The organism is Endothiovibrio diazotrophicus (assembly GCF_054657215.1).
In genome coordinates, this window is the sequence record NZ_BAAHXB010000025.1 from 1 (window position 1) to 20,689 (window position 20,689).

18 protein-coding genes are annotated in these 20,689 nt (G+C 64.4%); 16 read left to right on the top strand and 2 right to left on the bottom strand.

The window, feature by feature from the left end; translation table 11 throughout:
- Positions 1-113: type II toxin-antitoxin system YoeB family toxin (locus tag ACYQ2W_RS08735; RefSeq protein ID WP_459865433.1), on the top strand; the 113-nt coding region annotated here is incomplete at its 5' end.
- 202 nt (positions 114-315) lie between these two features.
- On the opposite strand, the gene ACYQ2W_RS08740 is transcribed toward ACYQ2W_RS08735, so the two are convergent.
- Both ACYQ2W_RS08740 and ACYQ2W_RS08745 read right to left on the bottom strand, forming a co-directional pair.
- The gene (locus ACYQ2W_RS08740) at positions 316-1,419 is read right to left on the bottom strand and encodes a hypothetical protein (RefSeq protein ID WP_459865348.1); all 1,104 of its coding nucleotides are present in this window, start codon (positions 1,417-1,419) and stop codon (positions 316-318) included.
- A gap of 25 nt (positions 1,420-1,444) precedes the next feature.
- Positions 1,445-2,518, bottom strand: a complete 1,074-nt coding sequence (locus tag ACYQ2W_RS08745; protein ID WP_459865350.1) for a hypothetical protein — start codon at positions 2,516-2,518, stop codon at positions 1,445-1,447.
- A gap of 582 nt (positions 2,519-3,100) precedes the next feature.
- On the opposite strand from ACYQ2W_RS08745, the gene dnaE reads away from it, so the two are divergent.
- The 15 genes from dnaE to ACYQ2W_RS08820 all read left to right on the top strand — a co-directional run bounded on the left by dnaE (position 3,101) and on the right by ACYQ2W_RS08820 (position 20,642).
- Entirely contained in the window at positions 3,101-6,694 is a 3,594-nt protein-coding gene (gene dnaE, locus ACYQ2W_RS08750) for a DNA polymerase III subunit alpha (RefSeq protein ID WP_459865352.1), read from the top strand.
- A 124-nt stretch (positions 6,695-6,818) separates the two neighbouring features.
- Positions 6,819-7,877 (top strand): dTDP-glucose 4,6-dehydratase, encoded by a 1,059-nt coding sequence (gene rfbB / locus ACYQ2W_RS08755; protein ID WP_459865354.1) that lies wholly within the window; start codon positions 6,819-6,821, stop codon positions 7,875-7,877.
- Positions 7,878-7,879: 2 nt separating this feature from the next.
- Positions 7,880-8,764, top strand: coding sequence for a glucose-1-phosphate thymidylyltransferase RfbA (gene rfbA / locus ACYQ2W_RS08760; RefSeq protein ID WP_459865356.1), 885 nt, complete (start codon positions 7,880-7,882; stop codon positions 8,762-8,764).
- Positions 8,761-9,321, top strand: coding sequence for a dTDP-4-dehydrorhamnose 3,5-epimerase (gene rfbC, locus ACYQ2W_RS08765; RefSeq protein ID WP_459865358.1), 561 nt, complete (start codon positions 8,761-8,763; stop codon positions 9,319-9,321). Before rfbA ends, rfbC begins: the two co-directional genes overlap by 4 nt.
- A 107-nt stretch (positions 9,322-9,428) precedes the next feature.
- The gene (gene rfbD / locus ACYQ2W_RS08770; RefSeq protein ID WP_459865360.1) at positions 9,429-10,358 is read left to right on the top strand and encodes a dTDP-4-dehydrorhamnose reductase; all 930 of its coding nucleotides are present in this window, start codon (positions 9,429-9,431) and stop codon (positions 10,356-10,358) included.
- Positions 10,355-11,668 carry a PilN domain-containing protein gene (locus tag ACYQ2W_RS08775; protein WP_459865362.1) on the top strand — a complete coding sequence of 438 codons (1,314 nt, stop codon included), beginning with the start codon at positions 10,355-10,357 and terminating at the stop codon, positions 11,666-11,668. Before rfbD ends, ACYQ2W_RS08775 begins: the two co-directional genes overlap by 4 nt.
- Positions 11,669-11,698: 30 nt before the next feature.
- Positions 11,699-12,262, top strand: a complete 564-nt coding sequence (locus ACYQ2W_RS08780) for a hypothetical protein (protein WP_459865364.1) — start codon at positions 11,699-11,701, stop codon at positions 12,260-12,262.
- Positions 12,259-13,710: a GspE/PulE family protein gene (locus tag ACYQ2W_RS08785; protein WP_459865366.1), complete on the top strand. Its 1,452-nt coding sequence runs from the start codon at positions 12,259-12,261 to the stop codon at positions 13,708-13,710. Before ACYQ2W_RS08780 ends, ACYQ2W_RS08785 begins: the two co-directional genes overlap by 4 nt.
- 233 nt (positions 13,711-13,943) lie before the next feature.
- The gene (locus tag ACYQ2W_RS08790) at positions 13,944-15,152 is read left to right on the top strand and encodes a type II secretion system F family protein (protein WP_459865368.1); all 1,209 of its coding nucleotides are present in this window, start codon (positions 13,944-13,946) and stop codon (positions 15,150-15,152) included.
- Positions 15,153-15,226: 74 nt separating this feature from the next.
- On the top strand, positions 15,227-17,395 hold the full coding sequence (gspD, locus tag ACYQ2W_RS08795; RefSeq protein WP_459865370.1) for a type II secretion system secretin GspD: 2,169 nt from the start codon (positions 15,227-15,229) through the stop codon (positions 17,393-17,395).
- Between the two features lie 113 nt (positions 17,396-17,508).
- Positions 17,509-17,928, top strand: coding sequence for a type II secretion system major pseudopilin GspG (gspG, locus tag ACYQ2W_RS08800; RefSeq protein WP_459865372.1), 420 nt, complete (start codon positions 17,509-17,511; stop codon positions 17,926-17,928).
- 62 nt (positions 17,929-17,990) lie between these two features.
- Complete coding sequence (locus ACYQ2W_RS08805; RefSeq protein ID WP_459865374.1) at positions 17,991-18,530, top strand: prepilin-type N-terminal cleavage/methylation domain-containing protein; 540 nt, start codon at positions 17,991-17,993, stop codon at positions 18,528-18,530.
- Entirely contained in the window at positions 18,527-18,907 is a 381-nt protein-coding gene (locus ACYQ2W_RS08810) for a type II secretion system protein (RefSeq protein WP_459865376.1), read from the top strand. Before ACYQ2W_RS08805 ends, ACYQ2W_RS08810 begins: the two co-directional genes overlap by 4 nt.
- Positions 18,904-19,575, top strand: a complete 672-nt coding sequence (locus ACYQ2W_RS08815; RefSeq protein ID WP_459865378.1) for a prepilin-type N-terminal cleavage/methylation domain-containing protein — start codon at positions 18,904-18,906, stop codon at positions 19,573-19,575. Before ACYQ2W_RS08810 ends, ACYQ2W_RS08815 begins: the two co-directional genes overlap by 4 nt.
- On the top strand, positions 19,572-20,642 hold the full coding sequence (locus tag ACYQ2W_RS08820) for a type II secretion system minor pseudopilin (protein ID WP_459865380.1): 1,071 nt from the start codon (positions 19,572-19,574) through the stop codon (positions 20,640-20,642). Before ACYQ2W_RS08815 ends, ACYQ2W_RS08820 begins: the two co-directional genes overlap by 4 nt.
- The last annotated feature ends 47 nt before the right edge of the window (positions 20,643-20,689 follow it).

Sequence of the window (20,689 nt, forward strand, 5' to 3'; positions counted from 1 at the left end):
ATCTTTCCGGTGCCTATTCGCGCCGTATCAATATCCAGCATCGTATCGTTTACGAAGTCATCGAGAACGACCATGTTGTGAAGATCTTGCGTATGTGGACGCACTATGAATGAGTTGAACACCTTGGATAGATGCTGATAATTTCCGGCTTTTGAGCAAGAAACAAGATCTGACCCCAGGTGCTGTGCGTCATTCGTCTTGTTGTGGTGACGAACGTGAAAACATACGCTTTTTCCCAGAGGTGCAAAATATGCCCCTCAGCTACGCCGAAAGCACTCGTGACCCCGATAGGTTCGGGGTCACTATGGCTTATATCTAAGACGGCATTGGTGGTTCTATGTTTATAATATTTTTGATCAGGTCTGTGTCCAAAAAATAGATAGCGACCGCCATCTCAAAGCAATTGACAATTTCTTGATTGTGTTCGAATCCCTTGCGCATGCCTAATGCCTCAAGAACCTCCCGAGTGCTGTCGCCATTCTGTTCTACGACAGCAGGAATAATGTTGTCATAAAATTTTGCAATTTGTCGATCGGCTATCTTGCGGCTTTTAGATATGTCATTGGATGCTCCGATTTCCATAAGTCTATTGGTTTTTGTTTCGCTCCACAGATTTCTTCTACTTTTGATCTCTTTTTCATCCTGAGAGGAATTCGATTCGAGGGGCGGGAAATTTTTGTCGATATATTCTTGTATGGAAAAAAATGCGAACTGTGGTGATTTTCGATGTTCATCAGTTAGCATGGAGTACAGTTCTTGGCAGGCAGACAAATAGTCGTTTCGTGTCTCTTCGCTCCAAAGCTCGCCTCTTCTCTTCCAGTGAAAATATGCCTTCAGCCGCTTGACATCTGAGAGCCATCTTCCCCCGTTTTTTCCCTCAAGTCTCCAATATGAATCTGATGTGATTGAGTTTACCAAGTGAAATCTTCCGTCGATGATTTCGACTGCTGCGTATAGTTCAGCGTGAAGCCAATTTGAGTCGGCTTCCTGTCTTTCTTGATCGGGCGTTAGTTGTTCATTGTATGACTTTATTATTTCAGATATTGGTTTCGATTCGTGCCATTCAATGGCGTGCCTCTCCCTAATGTCGAATGATTTGATTTCAACCCATTTTTGCAAGTTGTCCTCCGACCACGTTTGTTGGTTTTTGGGTGCTTCTCTTGTAAGTCCTTCTGGAAGAACCAGTGCTTTGTCAACCGAAATTCCTAGAGCGCGGCCTGCGCCTCTCCATCGATCCATCGCGTCGTGAAGCAAGAAATATTCGTGAATGTTTTTTGCATTTCCGGCGACTTCTACAATATTTGATATATGTTTTCTCAACTTTTCAAGATAGTCATCTGAATGCAATATGTCTTCCTTGTTGAGTGAAAATACATCATAAAGTTCTCGGTCATTGCTCAGGACGTATGATACTTTCATCGCTGCTTTCTCCAGATGTGCGATATTAAGATACCCAAAAAGAATCGTAAATCACTTTATCGAGGTGTTTTGTTGTGTTGTTTGCATATGTTCCAAGTGATTCCACACTCTTTACTATCGCGTCAATCTCCCGATAAAGGCCTGATGGGTCTTTTGATGCGTTGAATATGAGTGAGTCAATAGATTCGCTGGATTTCTGGTATTTCTCTGCGTGCTCTTTGACTTTTGTTGTCAGGTTTTCCAAGTCTACCTGGAGTATTGTTGATATGTTGTCGTCTTTTGATGGGGTCTTGAGTTCCAATAGTAGATTTTTGGCATCGGCCAAGCTGGTGTCGTCTAGGCATTTGTTCAAGCGTTTTTCGTGAGAATTTTTGAAGTCGTTCCATGTCGTGAAAATATCATTCAACGTGTCGTTTTTCTCCGTGCCTTTTGGCCAAAGTAGACGGGAGGCGAGGTAGGAGAGCTTGTTTGCATTAGAGGTGATTGCTGCTACTTCGTCTTGGATGTTGTAGCTAATGTTTTCAACTGACTTTACATAGCTCCAAAATGGGGCTTCTAAAAATATCCTATCAGTTGCTGTGATTACATGGATTCCCGGTGCATCCTTTAATATGAATCCTTCGCTTCGCGTAACTCTTTTTAAATGGCTTATACTCAGGCAAAGTCTATCGATAAGGGCGTCTCGGTGATTTTTGTCTTCGGTGTCGGATGGGTTGTAATTAAATGCATTTCTGTTTGATATATCGAAAGGAAGTTCTTCCGCGTTTGTCGTCATGATGAGGGTCGGTTTTCCAATGGCGTCTGCGAGACCAAGTTCGTACATTACATTTGGGTTGGTGCAATTGTCTGCTGATGGTGTGCATATTGCGATCACCATGCTTGCCTCTCTTATGTTAGAGCGAATTCTAGTATCTATTATTATTCCGGGTTCTGCCCAATTGGTCCAGGTGGGCGTCATGTTTTCTCTTAGTAACGCTTTGCTGATTACGTCAGTGATTGGATAGTTTGATGTGTCTTCTATCTTGAATGGAAATGCAATAAAGCATTTTGTGTCATCAGATTCTGGGATGTCCACAACAATTGCGTAGGAGCGTTTCACGATATTCCTCCGTGATGGGATGGTCCGTGGTCGGTTGAAAGTATGTCATTTATTTTTTGTATGGCATTTTGATTTGCTGGTTTCTTGTCTCGCTATAAGTAGTTATTGTATGTCTTCTTCTTGCGGGCTTATCGGTGTGCGCGTTGAGAGTTTTGTAATGGGTGCGTAAGGGTTTCGCTGCGTCGGCGTAGGTTATGCGGTTGTCTGCTCATAGTGTTGCGCATTGTTCGAGGGGGGGGGGCAGCGTTGAGTATAGGTCGATTTTTGCTTGGGGGAAGTGTATGGATGGATTTTTTATGATGTGTTGATTGATGTGAAGGATGGCGTCATGTTGTGTGTTGTGGGTTCGTAGGATCGTGGGCAGTTTGAGCGGATGGCGTACAGATTTTTCCGTTCTTTGATTTGATTGCATATTCTGCCCTCACAGGGGAGGCGTTAACTGGGGGCTCGTTTAAGGCGGCGCATCGCCCGGTGGTGGATGGAGTTTTTTCCATTTCAGGCAAAAAACGCTTCTTCGCGTCTCTTCGTTCTCGGCGCAGAAACGCCACCCATAAATAGGCCGTCCTCGCGTAGAATACGGCCATGAGCGTCCCCTTCGTCCATCTCCGCCTGCACACCGAATACTCCATGGTCGACGGCATGGTGCGGGTCAAGCCGCTGGTCAAGGCGTGCGCCGAGATGGGCATGCCGGCGGTGGCGATCACCGACCAGAACAACCTGTTCGCCGCGGTGAAGTTCTTCAACGCGGCGAAGGGGGCGGGGGTCAAGCCGATCTTCGGCGCCGATGTCTGGATCGAGAACCCGGAGGCGCCCACCAAGCCGTTCCGGCTGGTGCTGCTCTGCCGCGACTACACCGGCTACCGCAACCTCACCCGGCTGGTCTCGCTGGGCTACACCGACGGCCAGCACCAGGGAGTGCCGATCCTCGAGCGGGAGTGGCTGTTGCGGGTCTACGAGGATAAGGAGAAGGGCTCGGTGCGCGCCACCGAGGGGTTGATCGCGCTCTCCGGCGGGCGGCTGGGCGATGTCGGCGAGGCGCTGCTCGCCGGCAAGCGGGATCTGGCCGCGGAGCGGGCCACCGAGTGGGTGCGGCTGTTCGGCGACGACTTCTATATGGAGTTGCAGCGCTCGCAGCGGCCCAAGGAGGAGGAGTACCTGCACGCGGCGGTGGAATTGGCGGCGATGATGGAGCTGCCGGTGGTGGCGACCAACGACGTCCACTTCATCACCAAGGAGGACTTCGAGGCCCATGAGGTGCGGGTCTGCATCCACGACGGCCGCACCCTCGACGATCCCCACCGGGCGCGGCGCTTCTCCGAGGAGCAGTACCTCAAGTCGCCGGCGGAGATGGCGGAGCTGTTCAGCGACATCCCCGAGGCGCTGGAGAACAGCGTCGAGATCGCGCTGCGCTGCAACGTGCAGTTGAGCCTCGGCACCTATTATCTGCCGACCAGCCCGATCCCCGAGGGGTTCACCGAGGAGGCGTATTTCCGTCACGCTTCCAAGGAGGGGCTGGAGTACCGGCTCGCCAAGCTGTTCGACGTCAACGCCCCCGACTTCGCCGAGAAGCGCAAGCCCTACGACGAGCGGCTGGAGATCGAGCTGGGGGTGATCCTGCAGATGGGCTTCCCCGGCTACTTCCTGATCGTCGCCGACTTCATCAAGTGGGCGAAGAACAACGGTGTGCCGGTGGGGCCGGGGCGCGGCTCCGGCGCGGGCTCCTTGGTCGCCTACGCGCTGCTCATCACCGACCTCGACCCGCTCGCCTACGACCTGCTGTTCGAGCGCTTCCTCAACCCCGAGCGCGTCTCCATGCCCGACTTCGACGTCGACTTCTGCATGGAGGGGCGCGACCGGGTGATCGACTACGTGGCCGAGACCTACGGCCGCCGTCAGGTCTCGCAGATCATCACCTACGGCTCGATGGCCGCCAAGGCGGTGGTGCGCGATGTCGGCCGGGTGATGGGCCACCCCTACGGCTTCGTCGACCGCATCTCCAAGATGATCCCCTTCGAGGTGGGGATGACCCTGACCAAGGCGATGGAGCAGGAGGAGGAGCTGGCCAACACCTACCGCGATGACGAGGAGGTGCATGAGCTCATCGACATGGCGCTGAAGCTGGAGGGGCTCACCCGCAACGCCGGCAAGCACGCCGGCGGCGTGGTCATCGCCCCCTCGGATCTGACCGACTTCTCGCCGCTCTACTGTGAAGAGGGCGGCGGCAGCCTGGTCACCCAGTTCGACAAGAACGACGTGGAGTCGGTGGGGCTGGTCAAGTTCGACTTCCTCGGCTTGCGTACCCTGACCATCATCGACTGGGCGCTGGACAACATCCGCCGCACCATCAAGACTCGCGGCGGTGATCCCGAGGCCGATTGCCCCGACATCGCGATGATCCCGCTCGACGACAAGCCGAGCTTCGACAACCTCAAGGCGGCCAACACCACCGCGGTGTTCCAGCTCGAATCCCGCGGCATGAAGGAGCTGATCAAGCGGCTGCTGCCCGACTGCTTCGAGGACATCGTGGCGTTGGTGGCGCTGTTCCGCCCGGGCCCGTTGCAGTCGGGCATGGTCGACAACTTCATCGCCCGCAAGCACGGCCGGGAGAAAATCTCCTACCCCGACGCCCAGTACCAGCACGACTCGCTGCAGCCGATCCTGGAGCCCACCTACGGGGTCATCCTCTACCAGGAGCAGGTGATGCAGATCGCCCAGGTGCTCTCGGGCTACTCGCTGGGCGGTGCCGACCTGCTGCGCCGCGCCATGGGCAAGAAGAAGCCGGAGGAGATGGCCAAGCAGCGCGCCACCTTCGAGGAGGGGGCGAAGAACAACGGGGTCGACGGCACCCTGGCGATGAAGATCTTCGACCTGGTGGAGAAGTTCGCTGGCTACGGCTTCAACAAGTCCCACTCCGCCGCCTACGCCCTGGTCTCCTACCAGACCCTGTGGCTGAAGACCCACTACCCGGCGGAGTTCATGGCCGCGGTGCTCTCGGCGGATATGGACAACACCGACAAGGTGGTGACGCTGATCGACGAGTGCAACGCCATGGACCTGCGGGTGGTGCCGCCGTCGGTCAACACCTCCTCTTATAGGTTCACCGTCCGTGAGGATGGGGCGATCGTCTACGGCCTCGGCGCCATCAAGGGGGTGGGCGAGGGGGCGATCGAGGGGATCGTCTCCGAGGTGGCGGCGGGTGGGCCGTTCTCCGATCTGTTCGATTTCTGCCGTCGCATCGACCTGAAGAAGGCCAACCGGCGGGTGCTGGAGGCGCTGATCCGCGCCGGCGCGCTGGACGAGCTGGGGGTCAACCGCGCCACCCTCGACCATCAGCTCGGCGAGGCGATCCAGGCCGCCGAGCAGTATCTGCGCGATCAGGACGCGGGGGTGATGGACCTGTTCGGCCTGCCGGTGGGCGGCGACGCGCCGGAGACGCTGCCGGCCAACGCCCGCGAGAGCCGTGCAGAGTGGCACGAGGATGAGCGGCTCGCCTACGAGAAGGAGACCCTCGGTCTCTACCTCACCGGCCACCCCATCGAGCGTCACCTGAAGGAGCTGGGCCAGTTCACCACCGGGCGCATCGCCGAGGTGTGTGCCACCGTGCCGCAGCCGGAGCCGCCGAGCGACGACGACGAGGAGGACAACAACCGCTGGCGGCGCAAGGCGCCGGAGAAGAAGGTGGTGCTCGCCGGGCTGGTGATCGGTATCCGCACGCTCAACACCAAGCGCGGGCGGATGGCCTTCGTCACCCTGGATGACCGCAGCGGGCGGGTCGAGGCGGCGGTCTTCTCCGACGACTTCGAGCGCTACCGCAACATCCTCGCCAAGGACAAGGTGCTGGTGGTGGAGGGGGGACTGTCGGTGGACGACTACTCCGGCGGCTTCCGCCTCTCGGCGGAGAAGATCAACGACATCGACCAGGCACGCGAGGTCTACGCCAAGCGGCTGGTGATCCGCCTCGACGGCCGGCTGCTGGAGGCGCGCCCGGGGGTGCGGCTGGCCGACCTGCTGGCGCCGTTCCGCGACGGCCCCTGCCCGGTGACCATCGACTATCGCAACGGATCCGCCCGTGGGCCGCTCCACCTGGACGAGGGGTGGCGGGTGCGACCGGCCTCGGAACTGCTCCAGCGCCTGGGCGATTGGGCGGGGTCGGAGCGGATCCAGGTGGTCTATTAGGCGGCATCGGGACTCTTCGGGTATAATCCGCCGCGCTTTCCAGGGCCGGGTTGGAAGTGAGGGTTTGCTCTCGTTCACGGCCCCGTTTTCGACCATCGACCGACCCGATTTCAAGCGAAATTCCATGACTCAGCCCATCATCGTCACCGGCGGCGCCGGTTTCATCGGTTCCAATTTCGTGCTCGATTGGATCGCGGAGGTGGGTTCGCCGGTGATCAACCTGGACCGGCTCACCTACTCCGGCAATCTGCACAACCTCGACGGGCTGGCGGACGATCCCCGCCACCACTTCGTCCAGGGTGACATCGGCGATCGCGAGCTGGTGCGCCGGCTGTTCGAGGAGCATCGCCCGCGGGCGGTGGTCAACTTCGCCGCCGAGTCCCACGTCGACCGTTCCATCGACTCTCCCGGCGAGTTCATCCAGAGCAACATCGTCGGGGTGTTCAACCTGCTGGAGGAGGCGCGCCGCTACTGGGGCGCCCTGACGGGGGAGGAGCGCACGGACTTCCGCTTCCTCCACGTCTCCACCGACGAGGTCTACGGCACCCTCGGGCCGACCGATCCCCCCTTCACCGAGTGCCACCCCTACGCCCCCAACAGCCCGTATTCCGCCTCCAAGGCCTCCTCCGACCACTTGGTGCGCGCCTACCATCACACCTACGGGCTGCCGGTGTTGACCACCAACTGCTCCAACAACTACGGGCCCTACCAGTTTCCGGAGAAGCTGATCCCGCTGATGATCTTCAACGCCCTGGAGGGCAAGGGACTGCCGGTCTACGGCGACGGCACCAACATCCGCGACTGGCTCTACGTACTCGACCACTGCCGCGCCATCCGCCGGGTGCTGGAGGCGGGGCGGACGGGGGAGACCTACAACATCGGCGGCAACTTCGAGAAGACCAACCTGGAGGTGGTGAAGACCCTCTGTGCGCTGCTCGACGAGCTGGTGCCGGACTCGCCCCATCGCCCCTTCGAGTCGCTGATCGAGTTCGTCACCGACCGCCCGGGGCACGACTGGCGCTACGCCATCGATCCGACCAAGACCCGCGACGAGCTGGGTTGGGAGCCCGCCGAGACCTTCGACTCCGGCATGCGCAAGACGGTGAAGTGGTACCTGGAGAACGGCGAGCGGCTGCGCGCGCAGATCGATCACGACCGCGAGCGACTCGGACTGGGTGGCTGACCATGGGCGTCAAGGGCATCATCCTCGCCGGCGGTTCCGGCACCCGTCTCTATCCGCTTACCCGGGTGGTGAGCAAGCAGCTGCTGCCGGTCTACGACAAGCCGATGATCTACTACCCGCTGACCACCCTGATGTTGGCGGGGATCCGCGAGATCCTGGTGATCACCACCCCCGACGACCAGCGGCTGTTCCAGGAGCTGCTCGGCGACGGCAGCCAGTGGGGGATCTCCCTCTCCTACGCCGCCCAGCCCGAGCCGGGCGGGCTGGCCCAGGCCTTCCTGATCGGTGAGTCGTTCGTCGACGGTTCCCGCTCCTGCCTGATCCTCGGCGACAACATCTACTACGGTCACGGCCTCACCCAGACCCTGCGTAGTGCCGCCGAGCGGGGCGACGGGGCCACCGTCTTCGGCTACTGGGTGAAGGACCCGGAACGTTATGGGGTGGCGGAGTTCGATGCCGACGGGCGGGTCACCGGCCTGGAGGAGAAACCCGCGGCACCCAAGTCCAACTATGCGGTGACCGGCCTCTACTTCTACGACCGGCAGGTGGTGGAGATCGCCAAGTCGATCCGCCCCTCCCCCCGCGGCGAGCTGGAGATCACCGACGTCAACAAGCGCTACCTGGAGCAGGGGCAACTGGTGGTGGAGCGGATGGGGCGGGGTACCGCCTGGCTCGATACCGGTACCCACGACTCGCTGATCCAGGCGGCCAACTTCATCGAGACCATCGAGGCCCGCCAGGGGCTGAAGGTCGCCTGTCCCGAGGAGATCGCCTACCGCGCCGGCTGGATCGACGCGGCGGAGGTGGAGCGGATCGCCACGGGCTATCGGAACAACGGCTACGGTACCTACCTCCTCAACCTGTTGCAGCAGGGGGCGTGCAGATGAACGTGATCGATACGGAACTCCCTGGTGTGCGGATCGTCGAACCCAAGGTGTTCGGCGACGAGCGGGGCTTCTTCATGGAGAGCTGGAATCGGGAGCGCTACCTGGCCGCGGGTCTGCCCGGCGACTTCGTCCAGGACAATCTCTCCTGCTCCCGTCGCGGGGTGTTGCGCGGCCTCCACTTCCAGAACCCCAACGCCCAGGGCAAGTTGGTCTACGTGCTCCAGGGCGAAGTGTTCGACGTGGCCGTGGACATCCGTCGCGGCTCGCCCACCTTCGGTCGCTGGGTCGGGGTCCTGCTCTCCTCCGACAACCGCCGCCAGTTGTGGGTGCCGCCGGGATTGGCCCACGGTTTCTGCGTCACCAGCGAGACCGCGCTGTTTGCCTACAAGGTGACCGACCGCTACAACCCCGCTGTGGAGGGGACGGTCGCCTGGGACGATCCCGACATCGGAATCGATTGGCCCTTGAGCGTTGCGCCGGAGCTTTCGGCCAAGGATCGGGAAGGGATCCGCCTGCGTGACCTGGCGGAGGATCGACTGCTATCCTACGCCGATTGATTCGCCGCTCCGATTGCGGCGATGAGAACGATAATGACCGCTTTCCCGGTCCGGGGTGAACCACTCCAAAGACCGGCACGCCCCATTCAGGAACCTATCGGACCTTCATGCGACGGCATCACCCCATTCTATTGCTCGGCGCCTCCGGCCAAGTGGGTTGGGAGCTCCAGCGCACCCTGGCGACCCTCGGTGCGGTGGTCGCGCCGGGGGCGAGCGGGGCCCTCCCCAAGGCCCTTCCCCGAGTCGATTTGAGCGACGCCGCGGCGCTGCGCGCGGTGGTGGCGGAGGTCCGCCCCGCGCTCATCGTCAACGCCGCCGCCTACACCGCGGTGGACCGGGCGGAGGAGGAGCCGGCGCTCGCCGAGGCGATCAACACCATCGCCCCCGGCGTCCTCGCCGAGGAGGCGAAGCGGTGCGGCTGCGCGTTGGTTCACTACTCCACCGACTATGTCTTCGACGGTGCGGCGAACCGCCCCTACCGGGAGGACGACCCGACCGCCCCGCAGGGGGTCTACGGCCGCACCAAGCTGGCCGGCGAAGAGGCGGTGCGCGCCGTCGGTGGCGACCACCTGATCCTGCGCACCGCCTGGGTCTACGGCCTGCGCGGCCACAATTTCCTGCGCACCATGCTGCGTCTGGGCGGCGAGCGGGAGCGCCTCGCGGTGGTCGACGACCAGCGCGGGACCCCCACCTGGAGCCGTGCCATCGCCGAGGCGACCGCCCAGGTCGTCGCCCAGCCCGGCGCGCTGAGCGAACGCGGTGGCACTTACCACCTCACCTGCGATGGCGAGACCACCTGGCACGGCTTTGCCGCCGCCATCTTCCGCCGCGCCCCCCACCTGGAGGGGGCGGCGCCGCCGGCGTTGCGTGAGCTGAAGGCGATCACCACCGCCGAGTATCCCACCCCCGCCCGCCGTCCCGCCTATTCGGTGCTCGACAACGGACGGCTGGAAGAGGCCTTCGGCGTCCGCCTGCCGCCGTGGGAGCGGGCGCTGGACCTCTGCGTCGGCCATGACGGCACGGGGGCGCCGGTTTGAACGAACGTCTGCAGGCGTGGGTCGCCGTCCTACGTCAGTTGCCGCAGTTGCCCCCGCAGCGTTGGCGGCGTTGGCGGCAGGGGGGCGAGCGTGACGAGGAGGTGCAGGAGCGGCTGCTGCTGCTCTGCGCCGATCGTCTGATCGACCCCGTCGCCGGCCGCGAGGAGCCGCTGGCGGAGGGCAGCGCCGAGGCGGTGGCGCGCGCCGCCCGGCGGCTGCTCCCCGGCGATCGGCTGCAGGTGGCGCTGGCCCTGCCCGGCGACGAGTTCTTCGCCCTCGCCCTGGATATGCCCGGGCTCTCCGCGGAGCAGCTCCACGACGCGGTCCGTCTGCAGCTCCCCGATCTGCTCCCCGGCGTCGAGCAGCCGATGGCCCTGCGGGTACTCCCTCCCGCGTCGCCCGGCGGGCGGGTCCTCGCCCTCTGGCTGGACGACGAACGGGCGGAGTCGCTGTTTCACGCCTTCGAGGAGCGCGGGCTGTTTCTCGCCGCGCTGGCCCCCCGTCCCGCGCTGATCCCCCCCGCCACCGGCCATCGCTGGCGTTGCGAGGCGGAGGGCGACTTCCTCACCTGTGTCGAGTGGTCCGCCGGGCGCCCGGTGCGCTGGCTGGGCTGCGCGCGCGGGGATCTGGAACAGCCGGCGCTGCGTGACCAGTGGCGGGAGGCGCTGGTGGGGGAGGCCTTGGCGGGGGAGGGGCAGGACGCGGAGCCCGAGATGCTGGAGGGGGAGGCGGCGTGGTCCGGGGCGCGGAACGCCGAAACCCCGCTGCGTTTCGTCCCGCGGGCGGCAAGCCTGCGCACGGAGGCCGCTCGCCGTCATCGTCTGCGCCGCCGCCAGCTGATCGTGGCCGCCGTCACCGCGGGGCTGTTCCTCGGAGTCTGGGGGCTGCTGGCCGGCCGCATGGCCTATTTCGAGAGCAAGCTGGAGAGGTTGAAGGTGGACGCCCGGGAGGCGAGTCGCCTGCGTGCGGAGACGGTGGGGATCGAGACCCGCCTGGCGCCGGTGCGTGATTTTCCCGATCAGGACGTCGCCGGGGTGATCAAGCTGCTCAATGCGCGGATCCCGCGGGATAGCTGGATCGAGCGCCTGCAGATCGACGGCGGGGTGGTGGAGCTCGAGGGTTACAGCCCCGATCCCGCCGGGTTGGTGGCGGCCCTGGCGGAGACCCCGCGGTTCGAGGAGGTGGCCTTCAGCCGTGCCACCCGCGGCTCTTCCGGCCGGCAGCAGGGGGACCGCTTCGGCATCCGTTTCCGCTTGGCCGGGGTCGACGTGGCCGGCTACCTACAGGAGCACCTGCCCGTTGAACGCTGATACCGTCCGCCGGGCGTCGGGAGGGACGCGATGAGCTCCCGCGAGAAGCGCCTGCTCCAGCTCTTCGCAGGGATGATCCTGCTCTACGCGATCCCCTTCGAGCTGTTGCCGGGGGTGTGGGGCTACCTGCATGGCCACAACGACGAGGTGCAGGACCTGCGCCATAAGATCCACCGCTATGAGCGGCTGCTGGAGACCCAGGAGCAGTGGCAGCAGCGCCACCGCGAGGAGAGCGTGATCGCCGACGAGGTGGAGGCGTCGCTGATCGGCGGCGGTACCGCCGACCTGATCGGTGCGCGGATGATCGGCGTGCTGCGTGAGCTGAGCGCCGGCGTCGGGGCGACGGTGAAGTCGTTCGAGCTGCCGGAGTTCAACGCCTCCGGCGAGTGGCTGCTGGTGACCCAGACGGTCCACTTCTCCATCGCCGGGCGGCGGCTCTACGAATACGTGAAGGCGCTCACCGGCTCGGTCAACCGCTTCAAGGTGGTGAGCATCGACGTTCGCGCACGCGGCGATCAGGTGGAGGGGAGCGTCAAGCTGGTGGGTTTCGCCCACCGGCCGGAGGGGGATCGGGAAGAGGAGGCGCGGCGATGAGCGGATTGACGCTGTCGGTTTTCTCCCACCTGCTGGCGGAGAATGGGATGGCCCCGGTGGAGTCGTTCCCCGAGGAGCCGGTGCTGCTGTTCTCCGAGCCGCCGTCGATCGAGGCGCGCGCCCGGGTGCGCCTGGTGCTGGGGCGCGAGGTGCGCTTCCAGCCCGCCGAGGAGGAGGCGATCGAGCGGCTGGTCAAGGCGTGGCGCGCCCGTCTCGCCCCTGAGATGGAGGCCGGCGAGGGGCCCGACGGCAGCGAGTACGACGAGGAGTACCTGAAGGACCTGGCCTCCGACGCGCCGGTGATCCGCTTGGTCAACCACCTGCTGGAGCGGGCCCTCGACCTGAAGGCGAGCGACGTCCACTTCGAGCCGGAGGAGGACGAGATGGGCGTGCGGGTGCGCGTCGACGGGGTGATGAGCCGGCTGGAGACCCTGCCGGCCCACGTCACGCCGGCGGTCTCCTCGCGGCTCAAGCTGATGGCCAAGCTCGACATCGGCGAGAAGCGGCTGCCCCAGGACGGCCGCATCCAGTACGCCATGGGCGGACGCCAGCTCGATATGCGCGTCTCCACCCTGCCGGGGGTCCATGGTGAATCGATCGTGCTGCGTATCCTTGATCGCGGCGACGTCCACGTCAGTCTGGAGAAGCTGGGCATGCCGGAGGAGGTGCTGGCGCCCTTCCGCCGCGCCATCCGCCAGCCCCACGGCATGCTTCTGGTCACCGGCCCCACCGGTAGCGGCAAGACCACCACCCTCTACGCCACCCTGGAGAAGATCCGCGACGGGCAGCAGAAGATCATCACCGTCGAGGACCCGGTGGAGTACCAGCTCCAGGGGGTGACCCAGATCCACGTCAACGCCAAGATCGGCCTCTCCTTCGCCGCCGGCCTGCGCTCGATCCTGCGCCAGGATCCGGACATCGTGATGGTCGGCGAGATCCGCGACCGGGAGACCGCCGAGATCGCCATCGAATCGGCGCTCACCGGCCACCTGGTGCTTTCCACCCTGCACACCAACGATGCCGCCGGCGCCCTGGTGCGCCTCCAGGACATGGGCATCGACAGCTACCTGATCAGCTCCTCGGTGCTCGCCGTGCTGGCCCAGCGGCTGGTCCGCCAGGTCTGCCCGAGCTGCGCCGTCGAACAGCCCCTGGGCGACGACGAGGCCGCGGCCCTGGGGCTGGTCCCCGGCGACATCACCCATTATCGGCGCGGCAGCGGCTGCGAGCGCTGCGGCGGCAGCGGTTACCGCGGCCGTCTCGGCATCTACGAGTTGTTGACCCTCTCCGATCAGGTGCGCCATCAGATCGCCGCCGGCGCCGACGCCAACGTGATTCGCGGCGAGGCGCTGAAGGAGGGGATGACCACCCTGCGCGCCGACGCCCTGGAGAAGCTGCGCGCCGGCCTCACCACACCCGAAGAGATCGTCCGCGTCACCCGGCAGGCGTGAAGAGGAAGAGTTGTCCGCAAATGAACGCAAATGAACGCGAATGGAAGAGAAAAGCGGGGAACGCTTTTCGTGTGCCCGCGTTTGTTCGCCATCACACACCCCGCCCTGCGTGGCGCGCGCGCCGCCGATGGTCGGAACGCAGATTGAATCAGTCGATGGAGTGCTTCTCTTATCCGCGTTCATTCGCGTTCATTTGCGGACCCTCTTCTTCTTCACCGGCGGTGGGATAGTCCATGGCGACGCAGCAGTTTCGGTATGTGGCCTTCGACGCCGCCGGCACCGAGCAGAAGGGGGAGGTGGCGGGCGAGAACGAGCACGAGGTGGTGGCACTGCTGCGTCGGCGCGGCCTCACCCCGGTAAAGGTGGAGGCCGGCGGCGGCGGGGGCGGCGAGCTGTTCAGCCGCGGCGGGGTGACCAACCGCGACCTGATCGACTTCACCAGCGGCTTGACCACCATGGTGGAGACCCGGGTGCCGCTCGATCGGGCCCTCGGCCTGCTCGAAGGGCTCACCGAGAAACCGGCGGTGAACCAGCTGATCGCCGACCTGCGGCGCGACGTGAAGGGGGGCAAGAGCCTCGCCCAGGCGATGCAGGCCCACCCCAAGGTGTTCTCCAACATCTACGTCAACCTGGTGCGCGCCGGCGAGGAGGGCGGCATCCTCGACCGGTTGCTGCCGAAGCTGGAGCGCTTCCTCGCCGAGGCCGACGAGACCCGGCGCCATATCGTCTCCTCGCTGATCTACCCGGCGATCCTGTTCGTCGTCGGCATCCTCTCGGTGATCCTGCTGCTGGTCTTCGTGGTGCCCCAGTTCGCCTCCCTGTTCGAGGACAGCGGTACCGGCGTGCCCCCCTCGGCGGCCTTCCTGCTCGCCTTGAGCGACTGGCTGGTCTACTGGGGATGGACGTTGCCGTTGATCCCCTTCGGCGCCTGGTTCGGCTGGCGGCGCTTCGGTTCCACGCCGGAGGGGCGCGAGCGGCGCGACCGCCTGCTGCTCTCCCTGCCGCTGATGGGCCAGTTGCTGCTGGAGGCGGAGGCGGGGCGCTTCTGCCGCACCCTTGGGGCGTTGCTGGGGGCCGGCATCCCCATGCTGAAGGGGCTTCACATCACCCGTGGGGTCATGGACAATCAGCAACTTATTGTCGCCATGCGGCAGATCGAGGAGCAGGTGCGCGGCGGCAAGAGCCTCGGCCAGGCGCTCGGCGCGGCGGCCATCTTCCCCCAACTGCTCTCGCAACTGGTGATCGTCGGCGAGGAGTCCGGGCGCACCGCCCAGGTGCTCGACAAGCTGGCCGAAACCTTCGACGCCCAGGTCAAGCAGCAGATGATGCGCCTGGTGGCGTTCCTCGAACCCTTTCTGATCCTGCTGCTCGGCATCTTCGTCGGCGGGATCGTGATCGCCATGCTGTCGGCGGTCTTCAGTATCAATGACGTGAATCTATAGCGCCGGCCGAACGGGTTGCGGCGTGGAGAAGGCAGATACCTATGCAGTGGAACATTCCCGGTAAGCGAGGTGCGATGGTGGCGCTGGGTGCGTTGATGCTCCAGGCGTGCGCGATGAACCCGCCGGAGCCCGCGGCGACGCCCGTCGACGATTCGTTGGGGATGGTGGACGAATTGGTGGCGCCCGGTGGAAACCGGGCGAAGGCACCGGTCGAGCAGGTGGTCGTGCCGGATGAGGCGCCGACGAAGAAGAAGGAGGTTCCCGAGATTACCCAGTTGGGCACCCTGCCGCCGATGCCGACCACCTCCGAGGTGGCGCCGCCGATCAGTGTTTCGCCCCAGGACGACGTGGTGCAGCTCGACTACGACCAAGTGGAGCTGCGCGCGGTGATGGAGGAGATCGCCGACGCGCTGGGCATCTCGCTGGTCATCGACCCGTCGATCGCCGACACCGTTACCCTGCGCACCGCCCCCGACCGGCCGCTTCACCACGCGGACCTGTGGCCGCTGCTGCGGCTGCTGATGACCAGCGCCTCGGTCAACCTGGAGAAGCGTGGCGAGGTCTACTACGCCAAGAAGCAGAATCCGATCATCCCCATGGAGATCGGCCCGGCGGGCAGCTTCGACAGCGCCAACGGAGCGGTGGTGCTGCAGGTCACGCCGCTGCGCCACGCCACCATCGAGGCTGCCCTGGCGGTGCTCAAGCCGATGGTCGAGCCCGGTGGCGGCTACATCGTCACCTTGCCCAACCTCAATATGCTCGCCATCTTCGACGCCCCCGAGCGGCTGGAGCGGGTCAATCAGATGCTCAAGCTGATCGACGCCGATCCCTTCGCCCGACGCGGTCTTCATCTCTATCCGCTGAAGTACGCCAAGGCGGCCGACGTGGTGAAGGATCTCACCGGCATCATCACCGCGGTGGAGGGGGCGACCAGCAGCTTCCAGATCGTCTCCCTCGATCGCATCAACGCGGTGCTGGTGGTTTCGCCCCCCAACCGCGGCTTTGCCGAGATCGATCGCTGGATCCGCATCCTCGATTCCGGCGAGGGCGAGGGGGGGGAGCGGGTCTTCATCTACAAGGTGAAGAACCTGGAGGCGAAGGCGCTCGCCTCGACCCTCAGCGAGGTGTTCAAGAACAAGGAGGATACGGCAAAGGCGGCCGTGGCGGCGGCGGTGCCGGAGCCGAAGATCGTCAAGGAGCCGGCCGCCGAGGAGCAGGGCAAGGCGCCGCCGAAGAATCTGGCCGAAGCCGCCCAGCAGGTGGCGCAACAGGCCGCCGAGCCGGCGCCGGCCGCCCCCACCGCGGTCTCCGCCTCCGCCTCGCTGCAGGTGAGCATCGTCGCCGACGAGGACACCAACAGCCTGCTGGTGCGCGCCCTGCCGCGGGACTACAAGCAACTGCTGGAGACCATCGCGGAGCTCGACCTGCCCTCCCGGGAGGTGATGATCAACGTGGTCATCGCCGAGGTGACCCTGGACAACACCAACCGCTTCGGTATCGAATGGGAGTTGCTCAACGGCACCGGGCGTACCAAGTTGTCGACCAATTTCGGTGTCGCCAGCGCGGTCGGTGACGGCACCGGGGCCGGGTTGGTGTTCAACCAGTTGGGCAATCGCCTCAATCTGCTGCTCAACTACCTCGACAGCAAGACCGCCACGCGCGTGTTGTCGCGCCCCTCGATCCTGGTGCGCGACAACCAGGAGGCGGTGATCAAGGTGGGTTCGGAGGAGCCGGTGCTGACGCGGATCACCTCCTCGGATACCACCGCCACCTCCTCCTCCACGCTCTACAACGATGTCCAGTACCGCGATACCGGCATCATCCTTACCGTCACCCCGCACATCAGCGAGGACGGCATCATCAACCTGGATGTCCACCAGGAGATCTCCCAGGTGGGCAAGGACGCCACCTCCCTCGGCCTGCCCTACTTCACCAACCGTGAGGTGCAGACCTCGGCGGTGGTGCGCGACGGTGCGGCGCTGATCCTCGGCGGGATCATCCAGGACAAGCACACGGACGAGAATGCCGGCCTGGCGGGGCTGAAGGACCTGCCCGGTATCGGCAGCCTGTTCTCCAACGACAGCAAGAGCACCGAGCGTACCGAGCTGGCGCTGATCATCGTCCCGCAGCTGATCAATCCCCGCGAAGACAACTCCGAGGCGATGGGGCGCATCTACCGTCGTCTGAAGGAGGCCGCCAGGTTGCTCAACGATCACGGCATCGATGGCCTCGGTTGGAACTGATCCGAACCCCGTGGGTCCAATGCTCTTTCGCGAGCCCTTTGCACCGGTGGCCGGCCGTTCAGTAGAATGGCCGGCCACTCGCGACGCCAAAAATATCCACAAACGGAGGTAACATGGCGCCCTACACCGGAAAGACCCGCAGCGCGGGCTTCACCCTCATCGAGCTGCTGATCGTGATGGCGATCATCGGCATGCTCGCCGCCCTGGTCGGCCCCAAGCTGTTCAGCAAGTTCGCCGGCTCCCAGCGCGACGCGGCGTCCGCCCAGATCAAGATGATCGAGTCTGCCCTCGACACCTACCGCCTTGACGTCGGCCGCTACCCCGACAGCCTCGAAGCGCTGACGACCAACCCCGGCGGCAGCAATCTCTGGTCCGGCCCCTACCTGAAAAAGGGGGTCCCGGTCGATCCCTGGAAGAACGCCTACCAGTATCGCCGTCCGGGCCGTCACAACAACGACTACGACCTCTATTCCATGGGTTCCGACGGTAACGAGGGTGGCGAAGGCGACGACGCCGACATCACCAACTGGTGATACTGGTGAGCGGTGAACGGTTGTGGGCGGTGCCCGCCTTGGGCGCGCGCCCGGTAAATACCATGTTGGATCCAAGTCCCTTCGACGACCGCTCACCGCTCATCACTCACCGCTCACCGTTCACCATTCACCGTTCACCATTCACCGCGCGCCACCTACCGCGCACCCGCGTCAGCGGCTTCACCCTGCTCGAGTTGCTCGTCGTGATGGCCATCGTCGGCATGCTCGCCGCCCTGGTGGCGCCGCGCATCGGCAGCAGCGAGGGGTCGCTGTTCCGCGCCCAGGTGCGCGAGGCGGTGGCGGCGCTCAACTACGCCCGTCGCTCGGCGATCATCCAGGGCTATCCCGCCGAGGCGGTGTTGCAGCCCGGGGGGGTCACCGATCCGGGTGAGGGCCATTGGGTCAGCCGCGGGGTCTCCCTCAGCGTGCTGGAGGGGAAGGTGCCCGAGGGCAAGGATGCGCCCTTCAAGGTCACCTTCTTCCCCGAGGGGGGGAGCAGCGGCGGGGAACTCGCCCTGAAACTGGGCACCCGCACCGCCACCATCCGCATCGATGCCGTCACCGGACGGGTGCGCGCCAAGCTGCCGGGGGAGGAGGGGTGAGCCGTCGCCGCGCCCGCGGTTTCACCCTGCTGGAGGTGCTGGTCGCCCTGGCCATCACCGGGCTCGCGGTGGGGGCGCTGTTCGGCTTGCTCGGCGGCAGCAAGCGGCTCTCCTTCGCCTCCGGCGACGCCCTGGCGAAGGCGCTCTTCCAGCGCGCGGCGCTGAACGCCGCCCAGGTGGAGGAGAAGCCCGAATATCCCGAGGAGCCGGAGCGGGAGGCGTGGCGGGCGAAGATGGAGGTCGGCGAGCTGGTGCCGCCGCCGGAGCGCCAGACCAAGGAGATCCTCTACGCCCTGGAACGCTTCACGGTGGTCAACGACCGCGGCGAGCCGCTCCAGGAGACGACCCGCTGGAAGAAGCTGGAGACCGCCCAGTGAGCCTGCAGGGTCCTCAGCGGGGCTTCACCCTGCTGGAGCTGCTGGTGGCGCTGACCCTTTCGGTGCTGCTGATGGGGCTGCTGTCGGCGGCCCTGCATCAGCTCGGCCGGGACTGGACCTCTTCCCGCGGTCGCCTCGATGACCGGCTCGACCTCTCCCTCGGGCTGCTCCAACTGGAGCGGGCCCTGGAAGGGGCGCTCCCCTTCTTCTACCGCGACGAGGAGAAGAACCAGCCGCTGCTCTATTTCGAGGGGGACGCCGACGGACTCTCCTGGGTCTCCACCCTGTCGCCCGACCAGCACGCCGGATTCACCGCCTGGCGGGTGAACGGCGAGTTGCCGGAGGGGGCCGACTCCGCGGACAAGGGGGTCTGGCTGCGGATCGTTCCGGCGTTTACGGAATCGCCCGCCGAGCGGCTGGACGAGGCCGACGGGCAGCTGCTGGTGCCGGGGTACCGCGCCCATTTCCAGTATCTGGAGGTGGACCCCGACGACGAGGAGAAGCGCGAGTGGGTCGAGGAGTGGTCGGCGGAGGAGAACCTGGTGTTGCCGCGGGCGGTGCGGGTGGTGCTGGAGCCCCTGGAGGAGGGGCGCGCGCCGCTCGAGGTGGTGGCGCCGATCGCCGCCTATGAACACAGCAGTGTTCGTCCCAAGGTGACCAAGCAGTGAGCCGGTGGCCCCTCCTCGCGGGTGGACGTCAGCGCGGCATGGTGCTGGTGCTGGTGCTGTGGTTCATCGCCACCGCGGCGGTGTTCGCCGCGGTGATGGCCTCCGAGGCGCGGCTCACCGCCAAGGCCGCCTTCCACAACCGGGAAGCCGTGGGGCGCTGGGCCGCCACCCTCGACGCCGTGCATCGCGCCGAGATGGAGCTGATGCTCGTCCGCATGCCCGAGCCGCTGAAGGATCAGGGGCCGCTGAGCGAGCGGCGCATCGCGGCCAACCGCTTCAACGGCCAGCCGTTGACCACCGCCTTCCCGCTGCCCGAGGGGGTCGAGGTGCGGGTCTGGGACCACGCCGGCAAGATCAACCTCAACAACCTCAGCCGGGCGCGGATGGAGGAGCTGCTGCGCACCCGGGTCGACGACGACGACCAGGTGGAGGCGCTGCTCGATGCCTGGCAGGACTGGATCGACGGCGACGACCTGGAGCGGGTGAACGGTGCCGAGGAGAAGTACTACGAGAAACTCGATCCCCCCTACCGGCCGCGCAACGGCCGCCTGGAGTCGGTGGAGGAGTTGCGGCTGATCAAGGGGTTCGACGAGGTGCTGGAGGGGATCGACCTCAACGCGGTGTTCACCATCTACGGCGGTAACAGCGGGGTCAACCCCAACGTCGCCTCCCGCGAGGCGCTGGCGCTGCTGCCGGGAATGGACGAGGAGACCCTCGGCAAGATCCTCGAGGCGCGCGCCGAGGCGGACCTCAAGAGCCGGGTCGACCTCACCGATCTGGTCGACGTCACGGTGCTCCCTGAACTGTTGCCGTGGCTGCAGTTCGCCACCGGCAACTTCTACACCGTCGCGGTGAGCGCGGTGCCGAAGGAGGGAGAGCCGGCGGTCGGCTACGGCTACCAGGAGATCGTCCAGGCTCAGGGCTTCGAGCATCCGCCGAAGGTGCTCCAGGTGCGCCCTTTCGGCACGCTGCCCGAGCGGGTGGTGGTGGTCGCGGAGGGGGAGGAGACCGCCGCCGATGGGACTCGGTCGACGACTGGCAAGGGGCGTTCGGATGGTGTAGAGTAGGCGCCCTTTTTCGTGTTTTATCTGTTTGATTATTTTATGATTTCTGG